Consider the following 23,371-nt stretch of genomic DNA (forward strand, 5'->3'; position numbering starts at 1 on the left):
TCCGTGTTCGTCATGGATCCCATTGTCCTCCTCCGCACGGCCGCGGGGGCCGCCACGGGCCGGGCGGGGGAGGAGGACGGGGAGTCGGCGCCGGGGAGGAGCGTCAGGACGCGTCCTTCACCATCCCGCGGACCGAGAGCTGGACGACCAGCGGCCGGTGGTCGCTCCCGGCGTCGTCGCGGTCGTCGACGACCTGGTAGCCCGAGACCTCCCAGCGTCCGGAGAAGAGGACGTGGTCGATCGGGGCGCCGAGCGCGGGCGGGACCGAGGACGGCCAGGTGCCCAGGGCGGCGCCGCCCGCGACGGTCCCCGCGTCGCGGCAGCCGCCCAGCGCGGCCGAGCCCGGCAGCCCGGTCCAGTGGTCGACCGTGGAGTTCAGATCGCCGAGGACCACGACGTCCTCCTCCGCGGAGCAGAGCGCGGAGACCGAGAGCAGATCGCTCCGCCACTCCGCGAGGCGCGAGGGGATCGGCGCCATGGTGTGCACCGCGGCGAGGACGGGGCGCTCGGGAGTGTCGGGGCGTGCGACGAGGGACGGTGTCGATCCGGTGACGACCGCGGCGGTGTCGACGCTGTAGCCGCCGAGCGAGGGGGAGAGCAGCAGGGCCGCCCCGTCGTCGGCGCCCGACCCGGCGTAGTGGAGGGTCATCGACATCCCCTGGGCGCTGAGCGCGTTCACGACGTCCTGCGCGTGCGTCTGCGAGACCTCGAGGAGGGCGATGCCGTCGACCGCGCTCTCCCGGGCGAGCGAGGCGATCGTGTCGACGGGCACGCCGTCGTGCAGCACGTTCCAGGTCGCGAGGCGCACGTCGGCGAGGCGGTGGGCGCGCGGAGCGGCGGAGTCGTAGCCCCGCCCTCCCTGCACTCCCGCGAGCACGAGCGCGAAGACGACGCCGAGCGCCGCGAGGGCCAGCGCGAGGCGCCTGACCGGAGCGACGAGGACCGCGATCACGACCAGGACAGCGGCGAGCCCGACGGCCGCCGCGCCCGTCGCGAGCCGGAACGGCACCAGCTGGGCGAAGGGGGCCTCCCGGGCGATCCCGAAGAAGCCGGGCGCCGCGACCACCAGCAGAGCGATCGCCACGATCACCGCCACCGCGGTCTTCACCAGTCTCGTCCCCATCGCCGCCCAGGCTACTAGGGCATCGGAGGGCTCGCAGGCGGCGCGTCTACGATGAGCGCATGCATGTCGACGGGGGCCGTTACGACCTCCACACCCACTCCGTCGTCTCCGACGGCACCGAGGCTCCGGCCGTCCTGGTGCGGGCCGCGGCCGCGGCCGGGCTCGCCGGAGTGGCGCTCACCGACCACGACACGACCGGCGGCTGGGCCGAGGCGCTCGCCGCGGCCGAGGAGGCGGGCATCGACCTGCTGCCCGGCATGGAGCTCTCCTCCCGCGTCGGCTGGGCCAGCGTCCACGTCCTCGCGTACCTCGTCGATCCGGCGGATCCGGGGCTCGTGGCCGAGACCGCGCGCATCCGCTCGGCCCGCACGCACCGCGCGGAGGCGATCGTCACCGCGATCGCGGCCGACTACGACCTCACCTGGGACGACGTCCTCGCCCAGACCAGCCCGGGCACGACCATCGGGCGTCCGCACATCGCCGACGCGCTCGTCGCCCGCGGCCTGGCCACCGACCGCTCCGCGGCCTTCGCGGGGATCCTCGACTGGCGCGGCGGCTACTATCGCCCGCACTACGCGCCCGACCCGGTCGACGCCGTGCGCCTGGTCCGCGCGGCGGGCGGGGTCCCGGTCATCGCGCACCCGGCCGCGAGCGCCCGCGGGATCGCGGTCGAGTCGATCCTCCCGCAGCTCGTCGACGCCGGCCTGTTCGGCCTCGAGGTCGAGCACCGCGAGAACACGGCCGACGGCAAGCGCCGCCTGCGCGAGCTCGCCGAGCAGTACTCGCTCGTCACCACGGGCTCGAGCGACTACCACGGCACGGGCAAGCCCAACCGCCTGGGCGAGAACACGACTGCGCGCGCGACCGTCGACTCGATCCGCTCCTCCGCCCGCTGAGTCGCGGAGAGCCGCTGACAGGCGGAGAGCCGCCGGATCACCGTGACCGCTGAGGGGCGGAGATCCGCTGAGTCGCGTGGGGACCCCGCTGAGTCGCGGGAGAGCCGCTGAGACGCCGAGAGCCCGCCCTCCCGCGACGGATCGCGGGGGGACGGGCTCGGGGCGCGGAGGCTCAGGCCTGCGCGTCGGGGCGCGGCGAGCGGCGGCGCGACCGGGTGCGGCGGCGCGGCTCGCTGTTGCCGTCGTGGTGCTCCTTGCTCTCGCTCGAGGGAGCGGGGCCGGTCTGCTGCGGAGCGGTCGAGTCGGCGGAGTCGGAGCGGGTGCGGCGACGCGGCGGCCGGTCGCCCCGCTCGGAGCGCTCGCCGCGGTCGGAGCGCTCGCCCCGGTCCGGGCGCGCGTCGGCCTTCGCCTCGGCGGGGATCGGGGTCGGCTTCAGCCGTCCCTTGGTCCCCGCGGGGATGTCGAGGTCGGTGTAGAGGTGCGGCGACGACGAGTAGGTCTCGACCGGGTCGGGCTGGCCGAACTCCAGCGCCCGGTTGATGAGGGCCCACTTGTGCAGGTCCTCCCAGTCGACGAAGGTCACCGCGATGCCGGTCTTGCCCGCGCGCCCGGTGCGGCCGACGCGGTGCAGGTAGGTCTGGTCGTCGTCCGGGATCGTGTGGTTGATCACGTGGGTGACGTCGTTCACGTCGATGCCGCGCGCGGCGACGTCGGTGGCGATCAGGATGTCCTTCTTGCCGGCCTTGAACGCCGCCATCGCGCGCTCGCGCTGCTCCTGGTTGAGGTCTCCGTGCACGGCCGCCGCGTTGAAGCCGCGGTCGTTGAGCTCCTCGACGATGCGGGCCGCGGCGCGCTTCGTGCGGGTGAAGATGACGGTCTTGCCGCGGCCCTCGGACTGCAGGATGCGCGCGATGACCTCGTCCTTGTCGAGCGAGTGCGCCCGGTAGACGATGTGCTTGATGTTCGCCTGCGTGATGCCCTCGTCGGGGTCGGTCGCGCGGATGTGGATGGGCTTGTTCATGAAGCGGCGCGCGAGCGCGACGATCGCGCCCGGCATCGTCGCCGAGAAGAGCATGGTGTGGCGGGTGGGCGGCGTCTGCGCGAACAGCTTCTCGATGTCCGAGAGGAAGCCCAGGTCGAGCATCTTGTCGGCCTCGTCGAGGACCATCACCTGCACGTTGGCGAGCGAGAGCAGGCGCTGCCCGGCGAGGTCGAGGAGGCGGCCGGGGGTGCCGACGACGATCTGCGCGCCGGCCTTCAGCTGCTCGATCTGGCCCTCGTAGGCCTTGCCGCCGTAGATCGAGACGATCTTGGTCGGCCGGTTGGAGGCGGCCAGCTCGATGTCCTCGGTGACCTGCACGGCGAGCTCGCGGGTCGGGACGACGATGAGCGCCTTGACGCCCGGCTCCGGGTCGGTGCCGAGGGCCTGGATGAGGGGGAGGCCGAAGCCGAAGGTCTTGCCGGTGCCGGTCTTGGCCTGGCCGATGATGTCCTGCTTCTGCAGGGCCAGGGGGATCGTCTGCTCCTGGATGGGGAACGGCTCGAGGATGCCCTTGGCGGCGAGTGCGGCGACGATGTCGTCGTCGATGTTCAGATCGGAGAAAGTCACGGAGTGAAGCGCCTGTCGTGTCGAACGGTCTACGCCCCTGTACGACTCCGGGCGCAGGGTCACCGATCCAGCGCCGGTGACATCCCGGCGAGTCTACTGCTCCCGGCCCCGCCGGCCCCGGAACCCCGCTCCTCCGGCGCCCTATGCTGAGGAAATGGCTGCCTGGTTCCGACGTCGACGTCCCCTGCTCGAGGTGCCCCGCCTGACGCCCCGCGGGGAGTCGAGCCAGAAGCGCGACCGCGTCGACCTCGCCGACCTCACCCCCGAGGTGCTGCCCTACCTCGGCCAGGTCGCCTACCTCCAGCTCGCGGTGTTCGAGGTGCTGGCGCGCGCCGTCGCCGAGACCGACGACCTCGCGGACAAGGAGGCCATCTCCTCCGCCGCCGGCACGGCGCTCGCGAAGCACCACGCGGTCGTCGCCGAGCTGCGCCGCCGCGACGTGGAGCCCGGCGAGGCCATGACTCCGTTCCGCCCCGCGATCGACACCTTCGAGCGGCTCACCCGCGGTGCGGACCTCCACGAGACGCTGCTCTCGGCGTACATCACGGCGGGCCTGCTCGACGACTTCTTCATCCGCCTCACCGGCGGGCTGCCCACCGACGTGGGGCCGCGCATCGCGCAGACGCTCGGCGCGGACACGGGCGTCGACGGCGTGATCGCGATCCTCCGCCGCGAGATCGCCGCGGACGAGCGCCTGGGCTCGCGCCTGGCCGTCTGGGGCCGCCGCCTGGTGGGCGACACCCTCCTCGTGGCGCGCTCCGCGCTGATGGGGTCGGGCAACCACGACTCCGACGAGTCGCGGATCGAGCCGGTGTTCACCGAGCTCATCGCCTCGCACACGCGCCGGATGGACGCGCTGGGGCTCACGGCCTGACGGTTCCCGGCGTCGCACTGCCCCGGAATCCGGAACGACGGAGGCGCGGAAGTCCGAGGACTCCCGCGCCTCCGGCTCGGATCAGGGGGCGACGCGTCCCGAGAGCATCGCCTGCAGGGAGGCCTCGTCGCGGCGGGCGCGGCTGCGCCCGAGCGAGAGGCCGACCGGGACGACGACCACGGCGGTCGCGACGAGGGACAGGACCCAGATCAGGCCGCCGTCCCACGGCAGGCCCGCCCAGGTCAGTGCGACCCAGACGACTGCGGCGACGAGGCCGCCGATCGCCGGGACCAGCACGGAGCCGTGCAGGTGCCGGTGCGGCAGCCCGTAGCGCGCGGCGAGACCGATCAGGACCCCGAACAGGGTGATGAAGAGGAGCTCCACGACGTGTCCGCCCGGGACGCTCTAGGCGACGAAGCCGACGCGGCGCGACTCCTCGGAGCCGACCTCGACGAAGGCGATGGTGGCGGTCGGGACGATGTAGATCTTGCCCTTCTCGTCGCGGAGGCGGAGGACGGCGGTGCCGGCCTCGAGAGCGGTGGTCACCGTCTTCTCGACCTCGGTCACGGACATCGACGACTCGAAGTTGAGCTCGCGCGGGGTGTTGACCATTCCAATACGGATTTCCACCAGCAGTGCCTTTCGGGAGGGGACGAGGGTGTCAGGATACGGGACCGTGCTCGGACGACCGCGCCGGTTTCGCGGTGAGCGGAGCGGGCGGCCGGGGCTCCCCGGCGGGGACGGGCGGGAGTGTCGGACCCGGTGGCTACCGTGGTCGTGTGACCGCTCCCGCGACCCCCGCTCCCTCCACCGCAGCCTCCGTCGGCGAGGCGCTCCCGGGCGAGCCCGCGGTCGTGCTGGACGACTCCCAGCGCGCGGTGCTCGCGCTGCCCGAGGGCCGCAGCGCCGCCGTGCTCGGGGCGCCGGGGACGGGCAAGACCACGACGGTCGTCGAGCTGGTCGCCGAGCGCGTCCTCGAGCGGGGGTACCCGCCCGAGTCGGTCGTGGTGCTCGCGGCCAGCCGCACCGCCGCCACCGCCCTGCGCGACGTGCTCGCCCTGCGGCTGGGAGTGCCGACCCGGGGCCCGCTCGCCCGGACCGCGACCTCGCTCGCGTTCGAGGCGGTCACCTCCTCCGCCAAGGAGCGCGGCCTCGAGCGGCCGACCCTCCTGACCGGCGGCGAGCAGGACGCCCTCCTCTCGGAGCTCGTCGAGGGCCACCTCGAGGAGGGGACCGGCCCGCGGTGGCCGGAGGAGTTCAGCCCCGAGGTGCTGCGGCTCCGGACCTTCCGGACCGAGCTCCGCGAGTTCGGGATGCGGGCGACCGAGCACGGGCTCGACTCGGACGCGATCCGCGCCCTCGGGGTCGACGCCGAGCGCGGCGAGTGGAGCGCGGCGGCCGACGTGCTCGACGAGCTGCGCGAGGTGGTCGAGTGGATGGCGCCCCAGGCGGGGACCCGCCTGGACGCGGCGGAGTTCGCGGCCTATGCGGCCGAGGCGATCCGCGCCGGCGAGGGCGGCGAGCGGATCGACGCGCTGCGCCTCGTCGTCGTCGACGACCTCCAGGAGGCGAGCGAGTCGACGCTCGTGCTGCTGCGGGCGCTGACGGAGCGCGGGGTGACCGTGATCGCGCTGGGCGACCCGGACGTGGCGACCAGTGCCTACCGCGGCGCGGCCTCCGACACGCTCGGCCGGTTCGCCGCGAGCATCGGCGCGTCCGACGTCGAGACGCTGGTGCTCGCTCGGGTGCACCGCCACTCGGCCGCGCTGCGGGCGGTCGTGTCGGCGGCCACCGAGCGGATCGGCACCGCGGCGGCCGGCCGGCAGCGGGCGGCGGTCGCGGCTCCGGCCCCCGAGGCGGGCCCGGCGCCCGTCCTGGTGCTGCACGCCCCGACGGCGGCGCGCGAGGCGGCGACGGTGGCGCGGCTGCTGCGCGAGCGGCGGCTGCGCGACGGAGTGGCGTGGCGGCGGATGGCGGTCGTCGTCCGCTCCGGAGCCGCGGTCCAGCCGCTGGTGAAGGCGCTCGCGGTGGCGGAGGTGCCGACCCGCTCCGTGCTCGCCGGACGGGCGCTGCGCGACGATCACGCGGCCCGGGCGCTGCTCGTGCTGGTCGGCGTCGCGATCGGCGAGCGGCCCCTCGATGCGGAGCTCGCGGCGGAGCTGCTGCTCGGCCCTTTCGGCGGGGTCGACCGGCTGGGGCTGCGCAGGCTCCGGCTCGCGCTCCGGGCGGAGGAGCTGGCCGGCGGCGGCATCCGCGCGAGCGACCCGCTGCTGGTCGAGGCCCTCGCCGCGCCCGGCCGATTCGCGACCATCGACTCCGCTCCCGCCCGGCAGGCCGAGCGGCTGGCCGTGACGATCGACCGGGTCCGCCGCCTGCACGAGGAGGGGGGCTCGATCGAGGAGCTCCTGTGGTCGGCGTGGGAGTCCAGCCGCGTCGCGTCCTCCTGGCGCGAGCTCGCCCTCGGCACCGGCCTGACCGCCGCCGAGGCCAACCGCAACCTCGACGGCGTGGTCGCCCTCTTCAGCGCCGCGCGCCGGTTCGTGGAGCGGGCGACCGGGCACTCCGCGGTCGGCTTCGTCACCGAGATCCTCGAGGCGGAGGTGCCCGAGGACACTCTCGCTCCGCGCTCCGTCGAGGACGCGGTCCTCATCGGCACGCCCTCCTCGGTCGTCGGCCTGGAGTTCGACGTCGTGGTGGTGGCGCGGCTGCAGGACGGCGTCTGGCCCAACCTCCGCCAGCGCGGCTCGCTGCTCGATCCGGACGGCCTGCTGCGGCACGCCCGCGGCGAGGGCGGACTGCCGCTCGACGCCCGCAAGGCCACTCTCGACGACGAGCTCCGGATGTTCGTACTGGCCGCCTCGCGCGCTCGGCGGCAGCTGGTGCTCAGCGCCGTCGCGGGCGAGGACGAGACGCCCTCCCTCTTCTTCCGGCTCACCCCGCCGGACGCGCCGCGGCTCGATCCGGCCTCCGCGGTGCCGCTCACGCTGCGCGGGGCGGTGGCGGCGCTGCGCCGGACCGCCACCACACCGGACTCGACCGAGGCTCCCGCCGCCATCCGAGGGCTCAGCGCCCTGGCGCTCGCGGAGGTCCCCGGCGCCGACCCCTCCTCCTGGTCCGGGGTGCTCGAGCCCTCGACCACGGAGCCGCTCTTCGACGTCGGCGACCCCGAGCGGCCCGTCTCCGTCTCGCCGAGCCGGCTCGAGGCCTTCGAGCGGTCTCCTCTGGACTGGTTCGTCGACGCCGTCTCCGGCTCCACGACGAGCACGGCGATGGGGGTCGGCACCCTCGTGCACTGGGTCCTCGAGAACGCCGAGCGGCCCGATCCGCAGGAGCTGTGGGCGGCTCTCGAGTCGCGGTGGCCCGAGCTGGTCTTCGAGTCGCCCTGGCTGGGGGAGCGGCAGAAGCGCGTCACACGGCGGCTGATCGACGGCCTCGCGGGCTACCTCGCCGACTTCGAGCGCGGGGGAGGCGTGGTGCTCGGCCGCGAGCAGCAGTTCGAGCTCGACGTCCCGCCCGCCCGGGTGCGCGGCTCGATCGACCGCGTCGAGCGCGCGGCCGACGGCTCCGTCACGATCGTCGATCTCAAGACGGGCCGCAGCACTCCCCGCAAGGACGACATCGCCGAGCACGCGCAGCTGGGCAGCTATCAGCTCGCCGTCGCCGAAGGGGCGATCGAGGCGGCCGACCCGGCCGACGGGGGAGGCGCGAAGCTGCTCTTCGTGGCGACGGGCGTGCGCGGGAAGCCGTACCGCGAGGTGGTCCAGGAGCGCTTCGGCGAGGAGGAGCTGGAGCGGCTGCGCGAGCGCGTCCGCGCCGCGGCCCTGGGCATGGCGGCGGCGGGCTTCTCGGGCCTGCTCGACGCGACCCCGTTCTCCCCCGGCGACGCCCTGCGGTACCGCATCCACGCGGTACCCGAAGTCCCGGGGGACGGCCTCCTGGCGATCGACGAGGTCGACGAGACAGAGGACCTGGAGGACTCCGAGGAGCCGGATCCCGATGCGCCGGCCGATCCATCCGGCGCCGCCGACCCCGACCCCTCCGCCGTCTCCGAGGAGGAGCTGCCGTGATCGACGCCCTGACCATCGCCGAGCGCCTCGACCTGCGTCCGCCCACCGCCGAGCAGCGCGCCGTCATCGAGGCGCCGCTCGAGCCTGCCCTCGTGGTCGCCGGCGCCGGCAGCGGCAAGACCGAGACGATGGCGAACCGCGTCCTCTGGCTCCTCGCGAACGGCCACGCGGCGCCGTCGGAGGTGCTCGGCCTCACCTTCACCCGCAAGGCGGCGGCCGAGCTCGGCGAGCGCATCGGGCGGAGGATCGACCAGCTCGGCGCGGCGGGCCTGCTCCCGCTCGCGCCCGGGCAGTCGGCGCCCGACCCGTTCGAGGCCGCCACCGTCTCGACCTACAACGCCTTCGCGAACACGATCTTCCGCGACAACGCCGCCCTGATCGGCCGCGAGGGGGACGCGACCGTGCTCTCCGAGGCCTCCGCCTGGCATCTCGCGCGGGGAGTCGTGGCCGACACGGCCGATCCGCGCATCCTCGAGGTGGAGGCGGGGATCGACCGGCTGACCGACCTCGTCGTCTCGCTCGCGCACGACCTCGCCGACAACCTCGCCGATCCGGCCGCGGTCGCCGCGTTCGCCGAGGACTTCCTCCGCCTGGGCGAGCTGCCGCGCGGAGGCAGCGGCTCGGGGCTCTACCGCGAGCTCGAGAAGGCGCTGCAGGCCGTGGGCGCGCTGCCGGTGCTGACGGCGCTCGCCGAGCGGTTCCAGGAGGCGAAGGCCGAGCGCGGCTTCGTCGAGTTCTCGGACCAGGTGGCCCTCGCGCTGCGGATCGTCGACAGGGTGCCGCGGATCGTGGACGAGCACCGCGCGAGGTACCGGGTGGTGCTCCTCGACGAGTACCAGGACACCTCCGTGCTGCAGACCCGCCTCCTCTCGCGGCTCTTCGCCGGGCAGGGAGTGATGGCGGTGGGCGACCCTCACCAGTCGATCTACGGCTGGCGCGGTGCGAGCGCCGAGGGGCTCGGCCGCTTCGGCACCGATTTCGGGGGAGCGGGCCGCTTCTCCCTCAGCACGAGCTGGCGCAACGGCCGCCGTGTGCTCACCGCCGCGAACGCGATCGTGGAGCCGCTGTCGGCGAGCAGCGCGGTCGCGGTCGACACGCTGAGCGCGGGTCCTCAGGCCTCCGAGCACCCGGTCGAGCTCACCTTCCCCGAGACGATCGAGGAGGAGGCGGACGACGTCGCCGCCTGGTTCGCCGGGCGGCTGCGCGAGAACGCCGAGCCGCCGTCGGCCGCGGTGCTCTTCCGGGTGCGCGCGCACATGGACCGCTTCGCCGCCGCGCTGGCGAAGCACGGCGTCCGGTACCACATCCTCGGCATCGGGGGCCTGCTGCGGCAGCCCGAGATCGCCGACCTCGTCGCCGCGCTCACCGTCGTCGAGGACCCGGCCGCCGGCAGCGAGCTCGTCCGCCTCCTGGCCGGCGCCCGCTGGCGTCTGGGCGTCCGCGACCTCAAGGCGCTGCGCGACCTCGCCTCGTGGCTCGCGGCGCGCGACCACGCGCACCGGCTGCTCCCGGAGGAGGTGCGCGAGCGGATGCGCGCGTCCGTCACCGAGGGCGAGGGCGGCTCGATCGTCGAGGCCCTCGACTTCATCGCGGCGCGCCGCCCCGGCGACGACGGGCGGATCGACCACTCCGCGCTCGGCGGGTTCAGCGCCGAGGGCCTGCGGCGCCTGCACGAGGCGGGCACCCTGTTCGCCCGGCTGCGCGCCCGGGCCGGGCTCGACCTCCTCGACTTCGTCACCCTGGTCGAGCAGGAGCTGGGCCTGGACATCGAGGTCGAGGCGAACGAGTCGCGCGGGGACGGCCGCGAAAACCTCGAGGCCTTCCGGGAGGCGGTGGCCGGGTACCTGCAGACGGACGACCGCGGCGCCGGCACCGGCTCCTCTCTCCGCGGATTCCTCCGCTGGCTCGTCCTCGCGGACAAGCGCGACGGCCTGGCCCCGCGACCGGAGGACCCGGAACCGGGGACGGTGCAGCTGCTGACGATCCACGGCTCCAAGGGTCTGGAGTGGGACCTCGTCGCCGTCCCGCGGATGGTCGACGGCGAGCTCCCCGGCACGCCGGTCGAGGGCTTCCGCGGGTGGGTCAGACTGGGCGCGATGCCCTACGCGTTCCGCGGCGACGCCGCCGAGCTCCCCGATCTCGCCTGGCGCGGCTGCAGCACGCAGAAGGAGGTCGTCGACGCGATCGGAGCGTTCGGCGACACCCTCCGCGAGCGCAACGAGGCGGAGGAGCGGCGTCTCGCCTACGTGGCCGTCACGCGGGCGCGTCACCACCTCCTGCTCAGCGGCTCGTGGTGGGCCGGCCAGGCCAAGCCGCGCGGACCGGGCGTCTTCCTCCGCGACCTCGAGGAGGCCGGCACGATCCCGCCGCTGCCGACCGAGCCCGCGAACGAGGAGAACCCGCTCGAGCGGGCCCCGCGCACGTTCCGCTGGCCCCACGATCCGCTCGGCTCCCGCGGCGACCGGGTCCGCGCCGCCGCCGCCCGGGTCCGCAGCGCCGAGCCCGCTCTGCTCGGAGCGCGCGGCGACGACATCCGCCTGCTGCTCGCCGAGCGGGCGGTGCGGCTGGCCGGGGGCGAGCGCACGCCGCTGCCCACCCGCATCCCCGCCTCCCGGTTCAAGGACATCGTCAGCACTCCGGACGAGGTCGCCGCGCAGCTGCGCCGGCCGATGCCGGAGCGCCCCTACCGGCAGACCCGGCTCGGCACGACCTTCCACTCCTGGGTCGAGAACCGCTTCGGCGTCCAGGGCGGGGCGGAGGCGGTCGACACCTTCCCCGACGAGCTCGACGACGCCGGCCCCGCGTCCGTAGAGCAGGAGCGGCTCGACGCCCTGATCGCCACGTTCGAGCGCTCGGAGTGGGCCGACCGGCGCCCGGAGGCGGTCGAGATCGAGATCCACCTCCAGCTCGCCGGCCACGTCGTCGTCTGCAAGCTCGACGCGGTGTACCCGACGGAGGACGGCGTGCAGATCGTCGACTGGAAGACCGGGCGGGCGCCGAAGGACGCCGCCGACCTCGAGCTCAAGCAGTTCCAGCTCGCGCTGTACCGGCTCGCCTACTCGCGCTGGCGGGGAGTGCCGCTCGAGAGCGTCGACGCCGTGTTCTACTTCGTCGCCGACGACCTCGTGCTGCGGCCCGAGCGGTTCTACTCCGAGCGCGAGCTCGCGGAGTCGCTCTCCTCGGCGACGGGCGCGAGCCCGCGGCCGTGAGCGGAGGAGCTCGTGCGGGCTCCCGGCGTGCGGTTGAGCAGCTCCTCGACCTCCGAGACCGCCAGCACCGGGCCGGTGTCGGTCGAGAGGGGCGCGGAGAGGTCGCCGAGCACGCTGTCCACAAGCGTGTCCAGCATGGCGACCGCGTCGTCCACGATGGCGGAGTCGTCGGTCTCGGTGCCGTGCAGCAGCCATCGGGCGAGTTCGAGCTCGGCGTAGAGCTGGGCGCGCTGGCGGATCGTGCGGTCCACTGCTCCCGCGCGCATCCGGGAGTAGGCGGAGAGCGCCGTCTCGGAGCCCGGGGCGCTCAGCAGCCAGTGCAGGTCACGCGCCGGGTCGCCGACCCGCAGCGCCGCCCAGCCGAGCACGGCCGCGACGACGTCGCCCGAGCGGAGGAAGGAGTCGGCGGTCATCGAGCCGTTCACCACGGTCGGGTCGAACTGCCAGAGCGCCTCGTCCGAGGAGGCCGACTCCCAGCGCGCGACGAGCGCCGCCGGGACGTGGCCGGTGTCGGCCGCGCGCTCGATCACCGCGACCGTCTCGTTCACGCTGTCGCGCGCGGTCGCGATCGGCAGGCCCGCCTCCTGGACGAACGACACCGGGAGCGAGTGGATCGCCCCGACGGCCCGGCCGATCGAGTCCGCGAGCCCGCTCTGCGTGGCCACGTCGTCGATGAGGACGCGATCTCCCTCGAGGTACTCGTAGACGACCGCGCGGGTGCCGTCGAACGGCGTCTGCCCGACGCTCTCCTGCAGATCGAAGGGCAGGCGGCTGCGGATGCCGGCGGTCAGCGCCCGGAGCGCGACGAGGTCGCCGAGCTGCTCCTGCTCCGCGAGCGCGGACGTGGGCACGCGCACGACGAGGCGGGCGCCCTCGCGCGTCGTCAGCAGGGCGGAGTCGAAGTCGCCGTGCGTCGAGGACGTGAAGGGGCGCGCGGAGCGGACGTCGAGGCCCTCGACGGCCGAGGTGGCCAGCGCGGCTAGAGTGAGATGGGATCTGGCCATGGTTTCCAGGGTAGGCGGCTCGTGCCCGGCCGGCCCGCCGCCACGCGCTGTCCCGCCGATGCCGTCGAAGGCCCGCGACAGCGGTCCTCGCGGCCCCCGTCACGAAATGAGCCCCGGATGTCACTGCCCTTCGCCGATCGCCTCCCGCTCTCGCGACAGGCGGCCGACCGCGACGGCGTCGGACGCTCGCGGCCCGCGCTCTTCGACGAGCTGCTCGCCGATCCCGCCACCCGCGTGCTCGTCCTGCACCACGACCGGACCCTGGTCGAGGCCGACCGCCTCCTCCTGCGCCGCCCCGAGGACGTGACCGCCGGCACCCTCCGGATCTACCTCGGCCGCACGCTCGCCGAGGCCCCCGGCGAGCCGGTCGGAACCCCCGTCATCGCGACCGTCCTCACCGACGCGGCCGCCGCCGAGCTCGAGCCCGACGAGGAGCGGTGGAGCGGCCTGCGCCCGATCGCCGAGCGCCTGAGCGACCGCGACGCGGGCCTGTTCACCGAGGCGCTCGCCATCGCGAACTGGCACGCCTCGCACGGCTACTCGCCCCGCAACGGCGACCCGACCGTCGTCGAGCAGGGCGGCTGGGTCCGCCGCTCGCCCACCGACGGCAGCCAGGTCTTCCCGCGCACGGATCCGGCGATCATCGTCTGCGTCCTCGACGCGGACGACCGCCTCCTCCTCGGCTCGAACGCGATGTGGGGCACCGGCCGCTTCTCCCTGCTCGCCGGCTTCGTCGAGCCGGGCGAGTCGCTCGAGGCCGCCGTGATCCGCGAGATCGGCGAGGAGTCGGGCATGCGCGTCGTCGACCCGCAGTACCTCGGCTCGCAGCCCTGGCCCTTCCCCGCCTCCCTCATGGTCGGCTTCACCGCCCGCCTCGCCGAGGACCAGTCCCCGGAGGATCTGCTCCCGGACGGCGAGGAGATCGTCGAGCTGCGCTGGTTCACCCGGCAGCAGCTGCACGACTCGCTCGAGTCCGTGCTGCTGCCCGGCCGCTCGTCGATCGCCCGCGCGATGATCGAGGACTGGTACGGAGGCGAGCTGGAGAACGGCCCGATCGCGTGACCCTGCTCGACGGACTCGACGAGGGGCAGCGCGAGGCGGCGGAGGCGCTGCTGGGGCCGGTCTGCGTCCTCGCGGGAGCGGGCACGGGCAAGACCCGGACGATCACGCACCGCATCGCGCACGGAGTGGTGACCGGCGTCTACACGCCCGGTCGCGTCATGGCCCTGACCTTCACCAGCCGCGCCGCGGCCGAGCTGCGCTCGCGCCTGCGGGTGCTCGGCGCCGGCGGTGTCCAGGCCCGCACCTTCCACGCCGCCGCCCTCTCGCAGCTCGGCTACTTCTGGCCGCAGCTGGTGGGGGGCACGATGCCCCAGCTGCTCGACGGCAAGGCCCGCCTGCTCGGGCACGCGGCCGAGCGGCTCCGCCTGAAGCTCGACACGGCGACGCTCCGCGACCTCTCGGCCGAGATCGAGTGGCGGAAGGTGTCCGCCCTCTCGCTCGAGCAGTACGCCGTCGCCGCCCGCACGCGCCCCCTGCCCGGACGGCTCACCCTGGAGCAGACGGTCGCGCTCGTGGACGAGTACGAGGGGCTGAAGGACCAGCGCCGCCAGATCGACTTCGAGGACGTCCTGCTCGTGACCGCCGGGATGCTCGAGTCCGAGCCCGCGATGGCGATGCAGGTGCGCGAGCAGTACCGCTTCTTCGTCGTCGACGAGTACCAGGACGTCTCGCCGCTGCAGCAGCGGCTCCTGGAGCTCTGGCTCGGCGACCGGAGCGACCTCTGCGTCGTCGGCGACGCCAGCCAGACCATCTACTCCTTCGCGGGTGCGCGGGCCGACTACCTCCTCGACTTCCCGTCCCGCTGGCCGGCCGCCACCGTGGTTCGTCTGGAGGAGAACTACCGCTCGGCCGTGCCGATCGTCCAGACCGCGAACCGCCTCATGCGGGGCAGGCCCGGCGCCCTCTCGCTCCACGCCGTCGCCGCCGCCGAGGCGCCGGAGCCCGCGATCGACGCCTACCCGGACGACATCGCGGAGGCGCGCGGGATCGCGGCGCGGGTCGCGGCCGACATCGAGGCGGGGGTGCGCCCCTCCGACATCGCGGTCCTCTTCCGCACCAACAGCCAGTCGGCGGTCATCGAGCACGCCCTGCACGAGCGGGGAGTGAGCGCGCACATGCGCGGCGGCAAGCGCTTCTTCGACCTCCCCGAGGTCAAGCAGGCCGTGATGCAGCTGCGCGCGGCGTCCGTGTCGATCAGCGGCGAGCCGCTGTTCAAGTCGGTGAGCGACGTCCTCCGCTCGCTCGGCTGGAGCGCCGAGCCCCCGTCGGCGCCCGGTGCGGTGCGCGACCGGTGGGAGTCGCTGGACACGCTGGCCCGCCTCGTCGACGAGGCCCCTGCCGGATGGACCTTCCGGCAGTTCACCGACGACCTGATCGCACGCCAGCAGGTGCACCACGAGCCGGACCGCGGCGCGGTCACCCTCGCCACGCTGCACTCGGCGAAGGGCCTCGAGTGGGAGTCGGTGCACCTGATGGGGCTCGCCGAGGGCCTGCTGCCGATCTCGTACGCCGCCGGCCTCGAGGCGATAGACGAGGAGCGGCGCCTCCTCTACGTCGGCATCACCCGGGCCCGCCGGCGCCTGCGCCTCTCGTGGGCGCGCTCGACGGTCGGCCGCGTCACGCGGAGGGAGCCGTCGCGCTTCCTCGAAGAGCTCGGCACGCGCACTCGGGGTGCGGCTCCCGCTCCCGCACGGTGAAGGCTCCGGAGGCGTCGCTGTAGGTCCGCTCGGCCCCGCGGAGCCCTCGCCAGCCCGCGAGCAGCCGCCGCAGCACGGCGTCGGCGGCCGCCACGGCGATCGCGGCGCTCGCGAGCGGCGTGCGGGTGGGGGCTGAGCGGCCGAGCACCTGGATCACGAGGCGCGCGCGATCCGGGTCGAGGTCCATCCGGTCCCGCTCGGCGCAGTGCAGGCACGGTCCGGACCCCGGCTCCACCAGGGGTCCGAGGCGCACCGATTCGTCGCCGAACACCACCGCCAGGTGCGGCACGTCGGCCGCGAGCCAGTGCGCGGCGCGGGCGGGGGCTACCGCGAAGTCGGCGATCAGCACGGCGAGGTCCGGCGTTCCGACGTCGGCGAGCAGCGAGCAGCCCTCGCTCCGGAGCAGCGTGCGCAGTGCGTCCGGTGCCGCGCCCGTCCCCTCGACGACGACCCGCGGTGCCGGGGCAGGGCCGGGCTCGACGCTGCGCAGCAGGACCGGCCGGAGCGCCTCGAGCACCTCGTCGACCCGCGCCTCGCTCGCTCCGGCGCGCGCCGCGATCAGGCGGACGGTGCCGGCGCTGGTGCCCACGCGGAGGGCGTCGAGCAGCAGCTCCTCCGGGTAGCCGACGCCGTCCAGGACCGCGTGCGGCCGGTCGAGGCCGAGCTGCACCGCGGTCGCGGAGCGCCAGAGCAGAGGGAGTCGGGGATCGAGCCGGAGCACCATCCGGCGATCATGGCCGAGACCGGCCCGGCGCCGCGCGAGTTGTCCACAGGCGGGCGCCGGACGGGGGGTCAGACGGGGCGGTCGCCCGTGGGGGAGGAGCCGCGGTCGTCGTCGTCCGGCGAGCCGGCGTCGTCGGTCGTGTCCGGAGCGTCTCCGGAGGCGCCGTCGCCCTCGCGCGGCATCGCGCCGTTCAGCAGGTCCTCCAGCGCGCGGTCCATCTCGTCGGGCTCCGGGGTCTCGCCGCGGGCCTCGGCCGTGAGCCGGGCGACGAGCGCGCTCGGGTCGTCCAGGTCCTCCGAGCCGGGGAGCAGGTCGGGGTGCGACCAGAGGGAGTCGCGGGCCTCGGGCCCGACGGCGTCGGTCACGGCCTGCCACATCGCGGCGGCCTCGCGGAGGCGGCGCGGGCGCAGCTCCAGGCCGACGAGGGTGGCGAAGGCGGATTCGGCCGGCCCGCCGGAGGCGCGGCGGCGGCGGACCGTCTCGGCGATCGCCCCGGCGCTGGGCAGGCGGGTGGTCGCCGCCGCGGTGACGACGTCGACCCATCCCTCGATGAGGGCGAGGACGGTCTCGAGGCGGCCGTGCGCGGCGAGCTGCTCCTCCGTCTTCGGCGGGATGAGCGCGCCGGAGGTCATCGCGTCGCGGAGCTCCTCGGGGTTCGACGGGTCGAAGCCCTCGGCCAGCTCCTCGAGGCGGGTGGTGTCGATGCTGATCCCGCGCGCGAAGTCGGTGATCTGCGAGATGAGAGCGAGACGGAGCCACTTGCCGTGCCGGAAGAGGCGGGCGTGCGCGAGCTCGCGGACCGCCAGGTACAGCTGCACCTGGTCCAGCGGGATGTCGAGGCCCTCGCCGAACGCGGCGACGTTCTGCGGCAGGATCGCCGCGTCGTTCTCCTCCAGCAGCGGGATGCCGATGTCGCCGCCCGAGACGACCTCGGCGGCGAGCTGCCCGACGACCTGGCCCAGCTGCAGGGCGAACAGGGTGCCGCCGATCCCGCGCATCATGCCCTCGGCACCGGCGATCATCGCCTGCATCTCCTCCGGGGCCTGCTCGCGGAGCACGCGGGTCAGCGCGTCCGAGATGCTCAGCGCCACCGGCTCGGCGAGCTGGGTCCAGACCGGCATCGTCAGGGAGATCCACTCGAGGCGGCTGATCGAGCGCGGCGTGCGGCTCAGCTCGGAGACGTACGCGACCTCGTCGAGCCAGAGCGCGGCGACGCCGAAGGCCGCGTCGATCGGAGCCCGCACGGAGTCGGACACCGGCGCGGACTCGGCGCGCGCGAGCTGCTTCGCCTGCTCGAGCGAGAGCGTCCAGTTGACGCCGCCGTCGCCGTTCTGCTGCATCGCGCTCTGCAGCTGCGAGAGCAGGTTCTGCAGGGCCACCGGGTCGTTCGGCAGTCCTGCCGCTCCGGCGAGCTGCGAGGGGTCGACCGGGCCGTTCCCCGAGAGGAACTGCCGCAGCATCTCCCGGAACTCGTCCTCGGAGCCGCCGCCCGCTCGGTCCGCACTGTCGCCATCGGCCATCGGGATCAGCCCTCCGTCGCTCACGTGAATCCGGTCGCCGCACCGCCTCCGCGGCCCTGCACAGGGCGCCGGTTCCGGCGCGACTCCCAGTCGTGCAAGCTACGTTAGCCCGAGCGCCCGGGGCCTCGGCGTGCAGAGCACCGCTCGGGCCCAGCCCGCTTCCGCCCGCCGCGAACATCCCGGCGGAGCCGCTCCACCCGTTGCCAGAAAGGCCCCCGTGTCGCTGTTCTCCGACGACCCGCGCCCCTCCTCCTCCCCGCGCCGCCCGTGGGTCGGACCGGTCGTCCTCCTCTCGGGTGTCGCCGTCGTGGTCGGTCTGGGCGTCGCGCCCGCCCCCTACGTGATCGAGCAGCCCGGCCCCGTGTTCGACACCCTGGGCAGCAGCAAGGACGTGCCCCTCATCTCGATCCCGGACCGCACCACCTATCCCACGGCCGGCACGCTCGACATGCTCACCGTGTCGGTCGTCGGCAACCCGCAGAGCCTGCCCACCTGGGTCGAGGTCGCGAGCGCCTGGTTCGACAGGACCAAGGCGGTCGTCCCGGTCGACGCGATCTTCCCTCCCTCCTCCACGGTCGAGGAGCGCGACGAGGCGAACCAGGCCGAGATGACCGACTCCCAGCAGGAGGCGATCGCCGCCGCGCTCACCGAGCTCGGCTACCCCGTCGAGCAGCGCGTCTCGGTCGTGCAGGTGCCCGAGGGCTCCCCGGCCGAGGGCGTCCTGGAGGCGGGGGACGAGATCCTCGCGGTCGCGGGCACCCCTGTCGCCGACGCGACCGCCCTGCGCGCGACCCTGCAGACCCTCGGCACCGGCTCCCCGGTGCAGGTCAGCATCGAGCGCGAGGGCGTCCGGCAGGAGGTGGAGGTCACGCCGCGCGACTCGAACGGCGCCGCCGTCATCGGCGTCCTCCCCGGAGCGGCCTTCGACTTCCCGTTCGAGGTCGACATCCAGCTGGACGACGTGGGCGGGCCGAGCGCGGGCATGATGTTCGCCCTCGGGATCATCGACAAGCTCACCGAGGGCGAGCTCAACGGCGGGCGGAGCGTCGCCGGGACCGGCACGATCGACGCGGCCGGCGAGGTCGGCGCCATCGGCGGGATCCGCCAGAAGCTCTACGGGGCGGAGGGCGCCGGAGCCGAGTACTTCCTCGCCCCCGCGACCAACTGCAACGAGGTCGTCGGCCACGTCCCCGACGGGCTCGACGTGCTCGCGGTCTCGACCCTCGACGACGCCCTCGCCGCACTGAAGGGCATCGCCGCGGGCGACACCTCCGGGCTGCCGGACTGCAGCACCGCCGCTCCCCTCGACTGATCCCGCCCGCCGACCCCGGGTCGACGCCCAGGTGAGCCGGACAGCCGTCGCATAGCATGGGGGGCCTCCCCTCACATCTCGACAGCAAGAGGCCCTCACGTGAGTTCCACAGCAACCGAAACCCCGCCGCGGAAGAGACGGAGCGTCCTCGCCGTCACTGTCGTGGTGGTGGCCGTCCTGGTGGTGGCGTTCTTCGTCTTCGCCGGTCTGTACACCGACATCCTCTGGTACGACCAGCTCGGCTTCCTCTCCGTGCTCACGACGCAGTGGGCGGCGGCGGGCGGTCTCTTCGTCATCGGCTTCGTCGCCATGGCGGTGCCGGTGTTCATCAGCCTGATGCTGGCGTACCGCCTCCGGCCGGTCTACGCGAAGCTCAACTCGCAGATCGACCGCTACCAGCAGGTCGTGGAGCCGCTGCGGCGCCTGGCCACCTTCGGGATCCCCGCGGTGCTCGGCCTCTTCGCCGGCGTCTCCTCCGCCACCCGCTGGCAGACGAGCCTCACCTTCTGGAACCGCACGCCCTCGGGCACCACGGATCCGCAGTTCGGCCTCGACACGTCGTTCTACCTCTTCGAGCTGCCCTTCTACCAGAGCATCGTCGGCTTCGCGTCGGCGGTCCTGCTGATCTCGGCGTTCGCGACCCTCGCCACCGGCTACCTCTACGGAGCGATCCGGGTGAACGGCCGCGAGATCCGCATCTCGAAGGCCTCGCGCATCCAGCTGGCGGTCATCGCCGCCCTCTACCTCGCCGTGCAGGCGGTCAGCCTCTGGCTCGACCAGTACGCGACGCTCGCGCAGCAGGGGCCCCGCATCACCGGCGCCACCTACTCCACCGTCAACGCGACGATCCCGGGCCTGCAGATCCTGGCCGGCATCGCGGCGCTGGTCGCGATCCTCTTCGTCGTCACCGCCTTCATCGGCCGCTGGCGCTTCCCGGTCATCGGCACCGCGCTGCTGATCGTGTCGAGCCTGCTCGTCGGCTCCCTCTACCCCTGGATCGTGCAGAAGTTCCAGGTCGAGCCCAACGAGCGCACGCTCGAGCAGCCCTTCATCCAGAACAACATCGACATGACGCGCCAGGCCTACGGCGTCAGCGACGTCGACGTCATCCCCTACGACGCGACCACCGACGCGGAGCCGGGCGCCCTGCGCTCGGACGCCGAGACCACCGCGAACATCCGCATCCTCGACCCCGCCGTCGTCACCGACGCGTTCTCGCAGCTGCAGCAGTTCCGCCAGTACTACAAGTTCGGCGACACGCAGAACGCGCTCGACGTCGACCGCTACTCCATCGACGGATCGACGCAGGACGCCGTGGTCGGCGTCCGCGAGCTGAACCTCAACGGCCTCGGCACCAACCAGACCTGGTACAACCAGACGCTGGTCTACACCCACGGCTACGGCCTGGTCGCCGCGTACGGCAACCAGCGCTCGGCCGACGGCGAGCCGGTGTTCATCGAGTCCGGCGTCCCGACGACGGGCGACCTCGGCGACTACGAGCCGCGGATCTACTTCGGCGAGAACTCCCCGCCGTACTCGATCGTGGGCGGCAACGACTCGCGCGACATCGAGCTCGACTACCCCTCGGGCACCGACGGCGCGCAGCAGACCTACACGACCTTCGACGGCGAGGGCGGCCCCGCTCTCGACAACGTCTTCAAGAAGCTCGTCTACGCGATCAAGTTCCAGTCCGAGCAGATCTTCCTCTCGGACGGCGTGAACGACGACTCGCAGATCCTCTACGACCGCGATCCCGTGCAGCGCGTCCAGAAGGTCGCGCCGTACCTCAAGCTCGACTCCGACGCCTACCCGACCGTCGTCGACGGCCGCGTGAAGTGGGTCGTCGACGGGTACACCACCTCGGCCGACTACCCGTACTCGGAGGTGCAGAGCCTCTCGCAGGCGATCGCCGACACGAACACGCAGCAGCAGTTCCCGACCGACGACGTCAACTACATTCGCAACTCGGTGAAGGCGACCGTCGACGCGTACGACGGCAGCGTCACGCTCTACGCGTGGGACACCGAGGACCCGATCCTGCAGACCTGGCAGAAGATCTTCCCGACCACGGTGAAGCCCGTGAGCGACATGTCGGGCGAGCTGCTCAGCCACGTCCGGTACCCGGAGGACCTCTTCAAGGTCCAGCGCGCGGTCCTCGGCACCTACCACGTCACCGACGCGGGCTCCTTCTACTCCCGCGAGGACGCCTGGGCGACGCCGAACGACCCGACGAGCGGAGCCGCGACCACGGCCGCCGCGACCGGCACCAGCCTGCAGCCTCCGTACTACCTGACGCTGCAGACGCCGGACCAGGACGTGCCGTCGTACTCGCTCTACTCGACGTACATCCCGGCGAGCGTCCAGGGCGCGCAGGCCAGCCGCAACGTGCTGACCGGCTACCTCGTGGCCGACTCCGACGCCGGCTCGACGGCGGGCTCCGTGGCCGACGGCTACGGCACGCTCCGCCTGCTCGAGCTGCCGAAGGACGACACGGTGCCCGGCCCCGGCCAGGTGCAGAACGCGTTCACCACCGACCCGACGGTCGCGAACGAGCTGAACATCCTCTCCCGCGGCGACACCACCGTCACGAGGGGCAACCTGCTCACGCTGCCGGTCGGCGGCGGCCTGCTCTACGTCCAGCCGATCTACGTGCGCTCCAACGGAGACACGAGCTTCCCGCTCCTGCAGAAGGTGCTGGTCGCGTTCGGTGACGACATCGCCTTCGAGGACACCCTCGACGCGGCCCTCGACAGCCTCTTCGGCGGCGACTCGGGAGCCGACGCGGGCGACACCGGCACGCCGACGACTCCGGACGCCGGCACCGGCACCTCGGGCGGCGACACCGGAGGCGACGCGGGCGGCACGACCGGCGGCACCGGCTCCACGCCGGCCACGGGCGACCAGACGGCGCTGCAGCAGGCGCTGAACGACGCGCGGGACGCACTCACGGCTCGCGAGAACGCCCTCAAGGCGGGCGACCTCACCGCCTTCGCGGCGGCGGACGAGCAGCTGACCGAGGCGCTCTCGCGGGCGCTGCAGGCCGAGGGCGGCCAGTAGCCCGCATGGTGCAGGTCGACCGCGGCGAGCACCTCCGCTCGGGGGAGTGGCTCGAGCTGAACCGCACGTACTGGGAGGAGCGCACCGGCGAGGGTGCGCTCCACCCGGAGCTCGTCACCGCGGCGCTCCTCGACCCCGGGCCGAGGATCCTCCAGCTCGGCTCGGGCGACGGGCTCGACGCGCTCGAGCTCGCCGAGCGCGGCGCCCGCGTGGTGGGCGTCGACTTCTCGATGCCCGCGGTGCGCCGAGCACGCGCCGCCGCCGCGGACAGGGACCTCGCCGGCTCCGCCCGCTTCGTCTGCGCGAACCTCTACGAGCTGCGGCACATGCTGCCGGAGCCCGACTCGTTCGACGTCGTGCTCTGCAGCGCCGGCGTCGTCTCGTGGCTCCCCGACCTCGAGGAGTGGGCGCGGCTGGTGGAGTGGTTCGTCGCCCCCGGCGGCGCGGTGCTCGTCGCCCCGTCGTCGTCCGCTCCCGTCGACGCCGACGTCCGCACCTGGTCGCGCACCTCGTCCGAGCTCGCAGCCGCCCTGACGGCGGTCGGGCTGAGCGTGGACGGGAGCGCCGCGCTGCGCGCCGCCAAGCCCGCCTGAGACCGGAGCCCGCTCCCACCGCCGCGTCGATTTGCACCGGCGCCGGAACGCGTGTAATGTCTCTTCTTGTGCCGCGGGGTGGAGCAGTTCGGTAGCTCGCTGGGCTCATAACCCAGAGGTCGTAGGTTCAAATCCTGCCCCCGCAACAAGAAAGCGAAAGCCGGTCCTGAGAAGGGCCGGCTTTCGTCGTTAACACGGGTCGCGGACGTGCTTCCCGCGGCTGACAGTGCGCGGGCCGAGACCTCAGTCGCCCTCGATCACGCTCAGCACGTTGCCCGCCGGATCGCGGAACCAGCAGATCGTCGGCCCGTGGCCGCGCATCACTCCGTCCGCATCGGTCGGCAGCGACGGGTCGTCGTAGATCGCCGTGGTGACGCCTGCCGCGTGCAGCTCGGCGACCGCCGCGTCGACGTCCTCCACCGAGAAGTTCAGGATCGTGAACGACGCCGGCTCGTGGTCCGGCTTCGGGTACGCGATCGCGCGGCCTCCGCCCGGCAGCCGGATGTCGAGGATCCCCATCGCGTTCAGCTCGACCTCGAGCCCGAGCACTCCGCCGTAGAAGGCCCGCGCCGCCTCCACGTCGTCCACGCTGAAGCCGCTGAAGGCCCTCTCGCTCCGGATCAT

17 protein-coding genes and 1 tRNA gene are annotated in these 23,371 nt (G+C 73.7%); 10 read left to right on the forward strand and 8 right to left on the reverse strand.

All coding sequences use genetic code 11. From position 1 onward, the window contains the following. Positions 1-103: 103 nt before the first annotated feature. On the reverse strand, positions 104-1,123 hold the full coding sequence (locus C5C55_RS05335) for an endonuclease/exonuclease/phosphatase family protein (RefSeq protein ID WP_146080893.1): 1,020 nt from the start codon (positions 1,121-1,123) through the stop codon (positions 104-106). Positions 1,124-1,182: 59 nt separating this feature from the next. Between C5C55_RS05335 and C5C55_RS05340 the strand changes: the two genes are divergently transcribed. Further along, entirely contained in the window at positions 1,183-2,019 is an 837-nt protein-coding gene (locus C5C55_RS05340; protein ID WP_104233176.1) for a PHP domain-containing protein, read from the forward strand. A 172-nt stretch (positions 2,020-2,191) separates the two neighbouring features. On the opposite strand, the gene C5C55_RS05345 is transcribed toward C5C55_RS05340, so the two are convergent. Further along, entirely contained in the window at positions 2,192-3,628 is a 1,437-nt protein-coding gene (locus C5C55_RS05345; protein ID WP_104224844.1) for a DEAD/DEAH box helicase, read from the reverse strand. Positions 3,629-3,782: 154 nt separating this feature from the next. Here C5C55_RS05345 and C5C55_RS05350 point away from each other — a divergent pair, with 154 nt between their 5' ends. After that, positions 3,783-4,502 carry a ferritin-like fold-containing protein gene (locus tag C5C55_RS05350; protein ID WP_104224843.1) on the forward strand — a complete coding sequence of 240 codons (720 nt, stop codon included), beginning with the start codon at positions 3,783-3,785 and terminating at the stop codon, positions 4,500-4,502. A gap of 81 nt (positions 4,503-4,583) precedes the next feature. On the opposite strand, the gene C5C55_RS05355 is transcribed toward C5C55_RS05350, so the two are convergent. Beyond that, positions 4,584-4,886 carry a hypothetical protein gene (locus C5C55_RS05355; protein ID WP_104226942.1) on the reverse strand — a complete coding sequence of 101 codons (303 nt, stop codon included), beginning with the start codon at positions 4,884-4,886 and terminating at the stop codon, positions 4,584-4,586. A gap of 21 nt (positions 4,887-4,907) precedes the next feature. After that, a complete protein-coding gene (locus C5C55_RS05360) occupies positions 4,908-5,132 on the reverse strand; it encodes a DUF3107 domain-containing protein (protein ID WP_104224841.1) in 225 nt (74 codons plus the stop codon). A gap of 149 nt (positions 5,133-5,281) precedes the next feature. Here C5C55_RS05360 and C5C55_RS05365 point away from each other — a divergent pair, with 149 nt between their 5' ends. Further along, positions 5,282-8,569 (forward strand): ATP-dependent DNA helicase, encoded by a 3,288-nt coding sequence (locus C5C55_RS05365; protein WP_104233177.1) that lies wholly within the window; start codon positions 5,282-5,284, stop codon positions 8,567-8,569. Then, complete coding sequence (locus C5C55_RS05370; RefSeq protein WP_104233178.1) at positions 8,566-11,778, forward strand: ATP-dependent DNA helicase; 3,213 nt, start codon at positions 8,566-8,568, stop codon at positions 11,776-11,778. Before C5C55_RS05365 ends, C5C55_RS05370 begins: the two co-directional genes overlap by 4 nt. Here C5C55_RS05370 and C5C55_RS05375 read toward each other — a convergent pair. After that, a complete protein-coding gene (locus tag C5C55_RS05375) occupies positions 11,715-12,782 on the reverse strand; it encodes a phosphotransferase (protein WP_104233179.1) in 1,068 nt (355 codons plus the stop codon). The two genes, C5C55_RS05370 and C5C55_RS05375, sit on opposite strands and share 64 nt — an antisense overlap. A gap of 117 nt (positions 12,783-12,899) precedes the next feature. On the opposite strand from C5C55_RS05375, the gene nudC reads away from it, so the two are divergent. Both nudC and C5C55_RS05385 read left to right on the forward strand, forming a co-directional pair. Beyond that, entirely contained in the window at positions 12,900-13,844 is a 945-nt protein-coding gene (gene nudC, locus C5C55_RS05380; RefSeq protein ID WP_104233180.1) for an NAD(+) diphosphatase, read from the forward strand. Further along, the gene (locus tag C5C55_RS05385) at positions 13,841-15,541 is read left to right on the forward strand and encodes an ATP-dependent helicase (protein WP_104233181.1); all 1,701 of its coding nucleotides are present in this window, start codon (positions 13,841-13,843) and stop codon (positions 15,539-15,541) included. Before nudC ends, C5C55_RS05385 begins: the two co-directional genes overlap by 4 nt. On the opposite strand, the gene C5C55_RS05390 is transcribed toward C5C55_RS05385, so the two are convergent. Then, on the reverse strand, positions 15,462-16,265 hold the full coding sequence (locus tag C5C55_RS05390) for a hypothetical protein (RefSeq protein ID WP_104233182.1): 804 nt from the start codon (positions 16,263-16,265) through the stop codon (positions 15,462-15,464). The two genes, C5C55_RS05385 and C5C55_RS05390, sit on opposite strands and share 80 nt — an antisense overlap. 68 nt (positions 16,266-16,333) lie before the next feature. Then, entirely contained in the window at positions 16,334-17,785 is a 1,452-nt protein-coding gene (locus C5C55_RS05395) for a zinc-dependent metalloprotease (RefSeq protein WP_104233291.1), read from the reverse strand. Between the two features lie 217 nt (positions 17,786-18,002). On the opposite strand from C5C55_RS05395, the gene C5C55_RS05400 reads away from it, so the two are divergent. From C5C55_RS05400 to C5C55_RS05415, 4 genes are all read left to right on the forward strand, one after another. After that, positions 18,003-19,097, forward strand: a complete 1,095-nt coding sequence (locus tag C5C55_RS05400) for a PDZ domain-containing protein (RefSeq protein ID WP_104233183.1) — start codon at positions 18,003-18,005, stop codon at positions 19,095-19,097. Between the two features lie 99 nt (positions 19,098-19,196). After that, positions 19,197-22,154 (forward strand): UPF0182 family protein, encoded by a 2,958-nt coding sequence (locus C5C55_RS05405; RefSeq protein WP_181027225.1) that lies wholly within the window; start codon positions 19,197-19,199, stop codon positions 22,152-22,154. Positions 22,155-22,159: 5 nt separating this feature from the next. Beyond that, positions 22,160-22,747: a bifunctional 2-polyprenyl-6-hydroxyphenol methylase/3-demethylubiquinol 3-O-methyltransferase UbiG gene (locus C5C55_RS05410; protein ID WP_104233184.1), complete on the forward strand. Its 588-nt coding sequence runs from the start codon at positions 22,160-22,162 to the stop codon at positions 22,745-22,747. Between the two features lie 72 nt (positions 22,748-22,819). Then, a tRNA-Met gene (locus C5C55_RS05415) sits at positions 22,820-22,893 on the forward strand. A 97-nt stretch (positions 22,894-22,990) separates the two neighbouring features. Here C5C55_RS05415 and C5C55_RS05420 read toward each other — a convergent pair. Continuing rightward, positions 22,991-23,371, reverse strand: coding sequence for a VOC family protein (locus C5C55_RS05420; RefSeq protein WP_104226951.1), 381 nt, complete (start codon positions 23,369-23,371; stop codon positions 22,991-22,993).

This window comes from Rathayibacter sp. AY1C2, from assembly GCF_002931195.1.
Taxonomy (GTDB): Bacteria; Actinomycetota; Actinomycetes; order Actinomycetales; family Microbacteriaceae; genus Rathayibacter.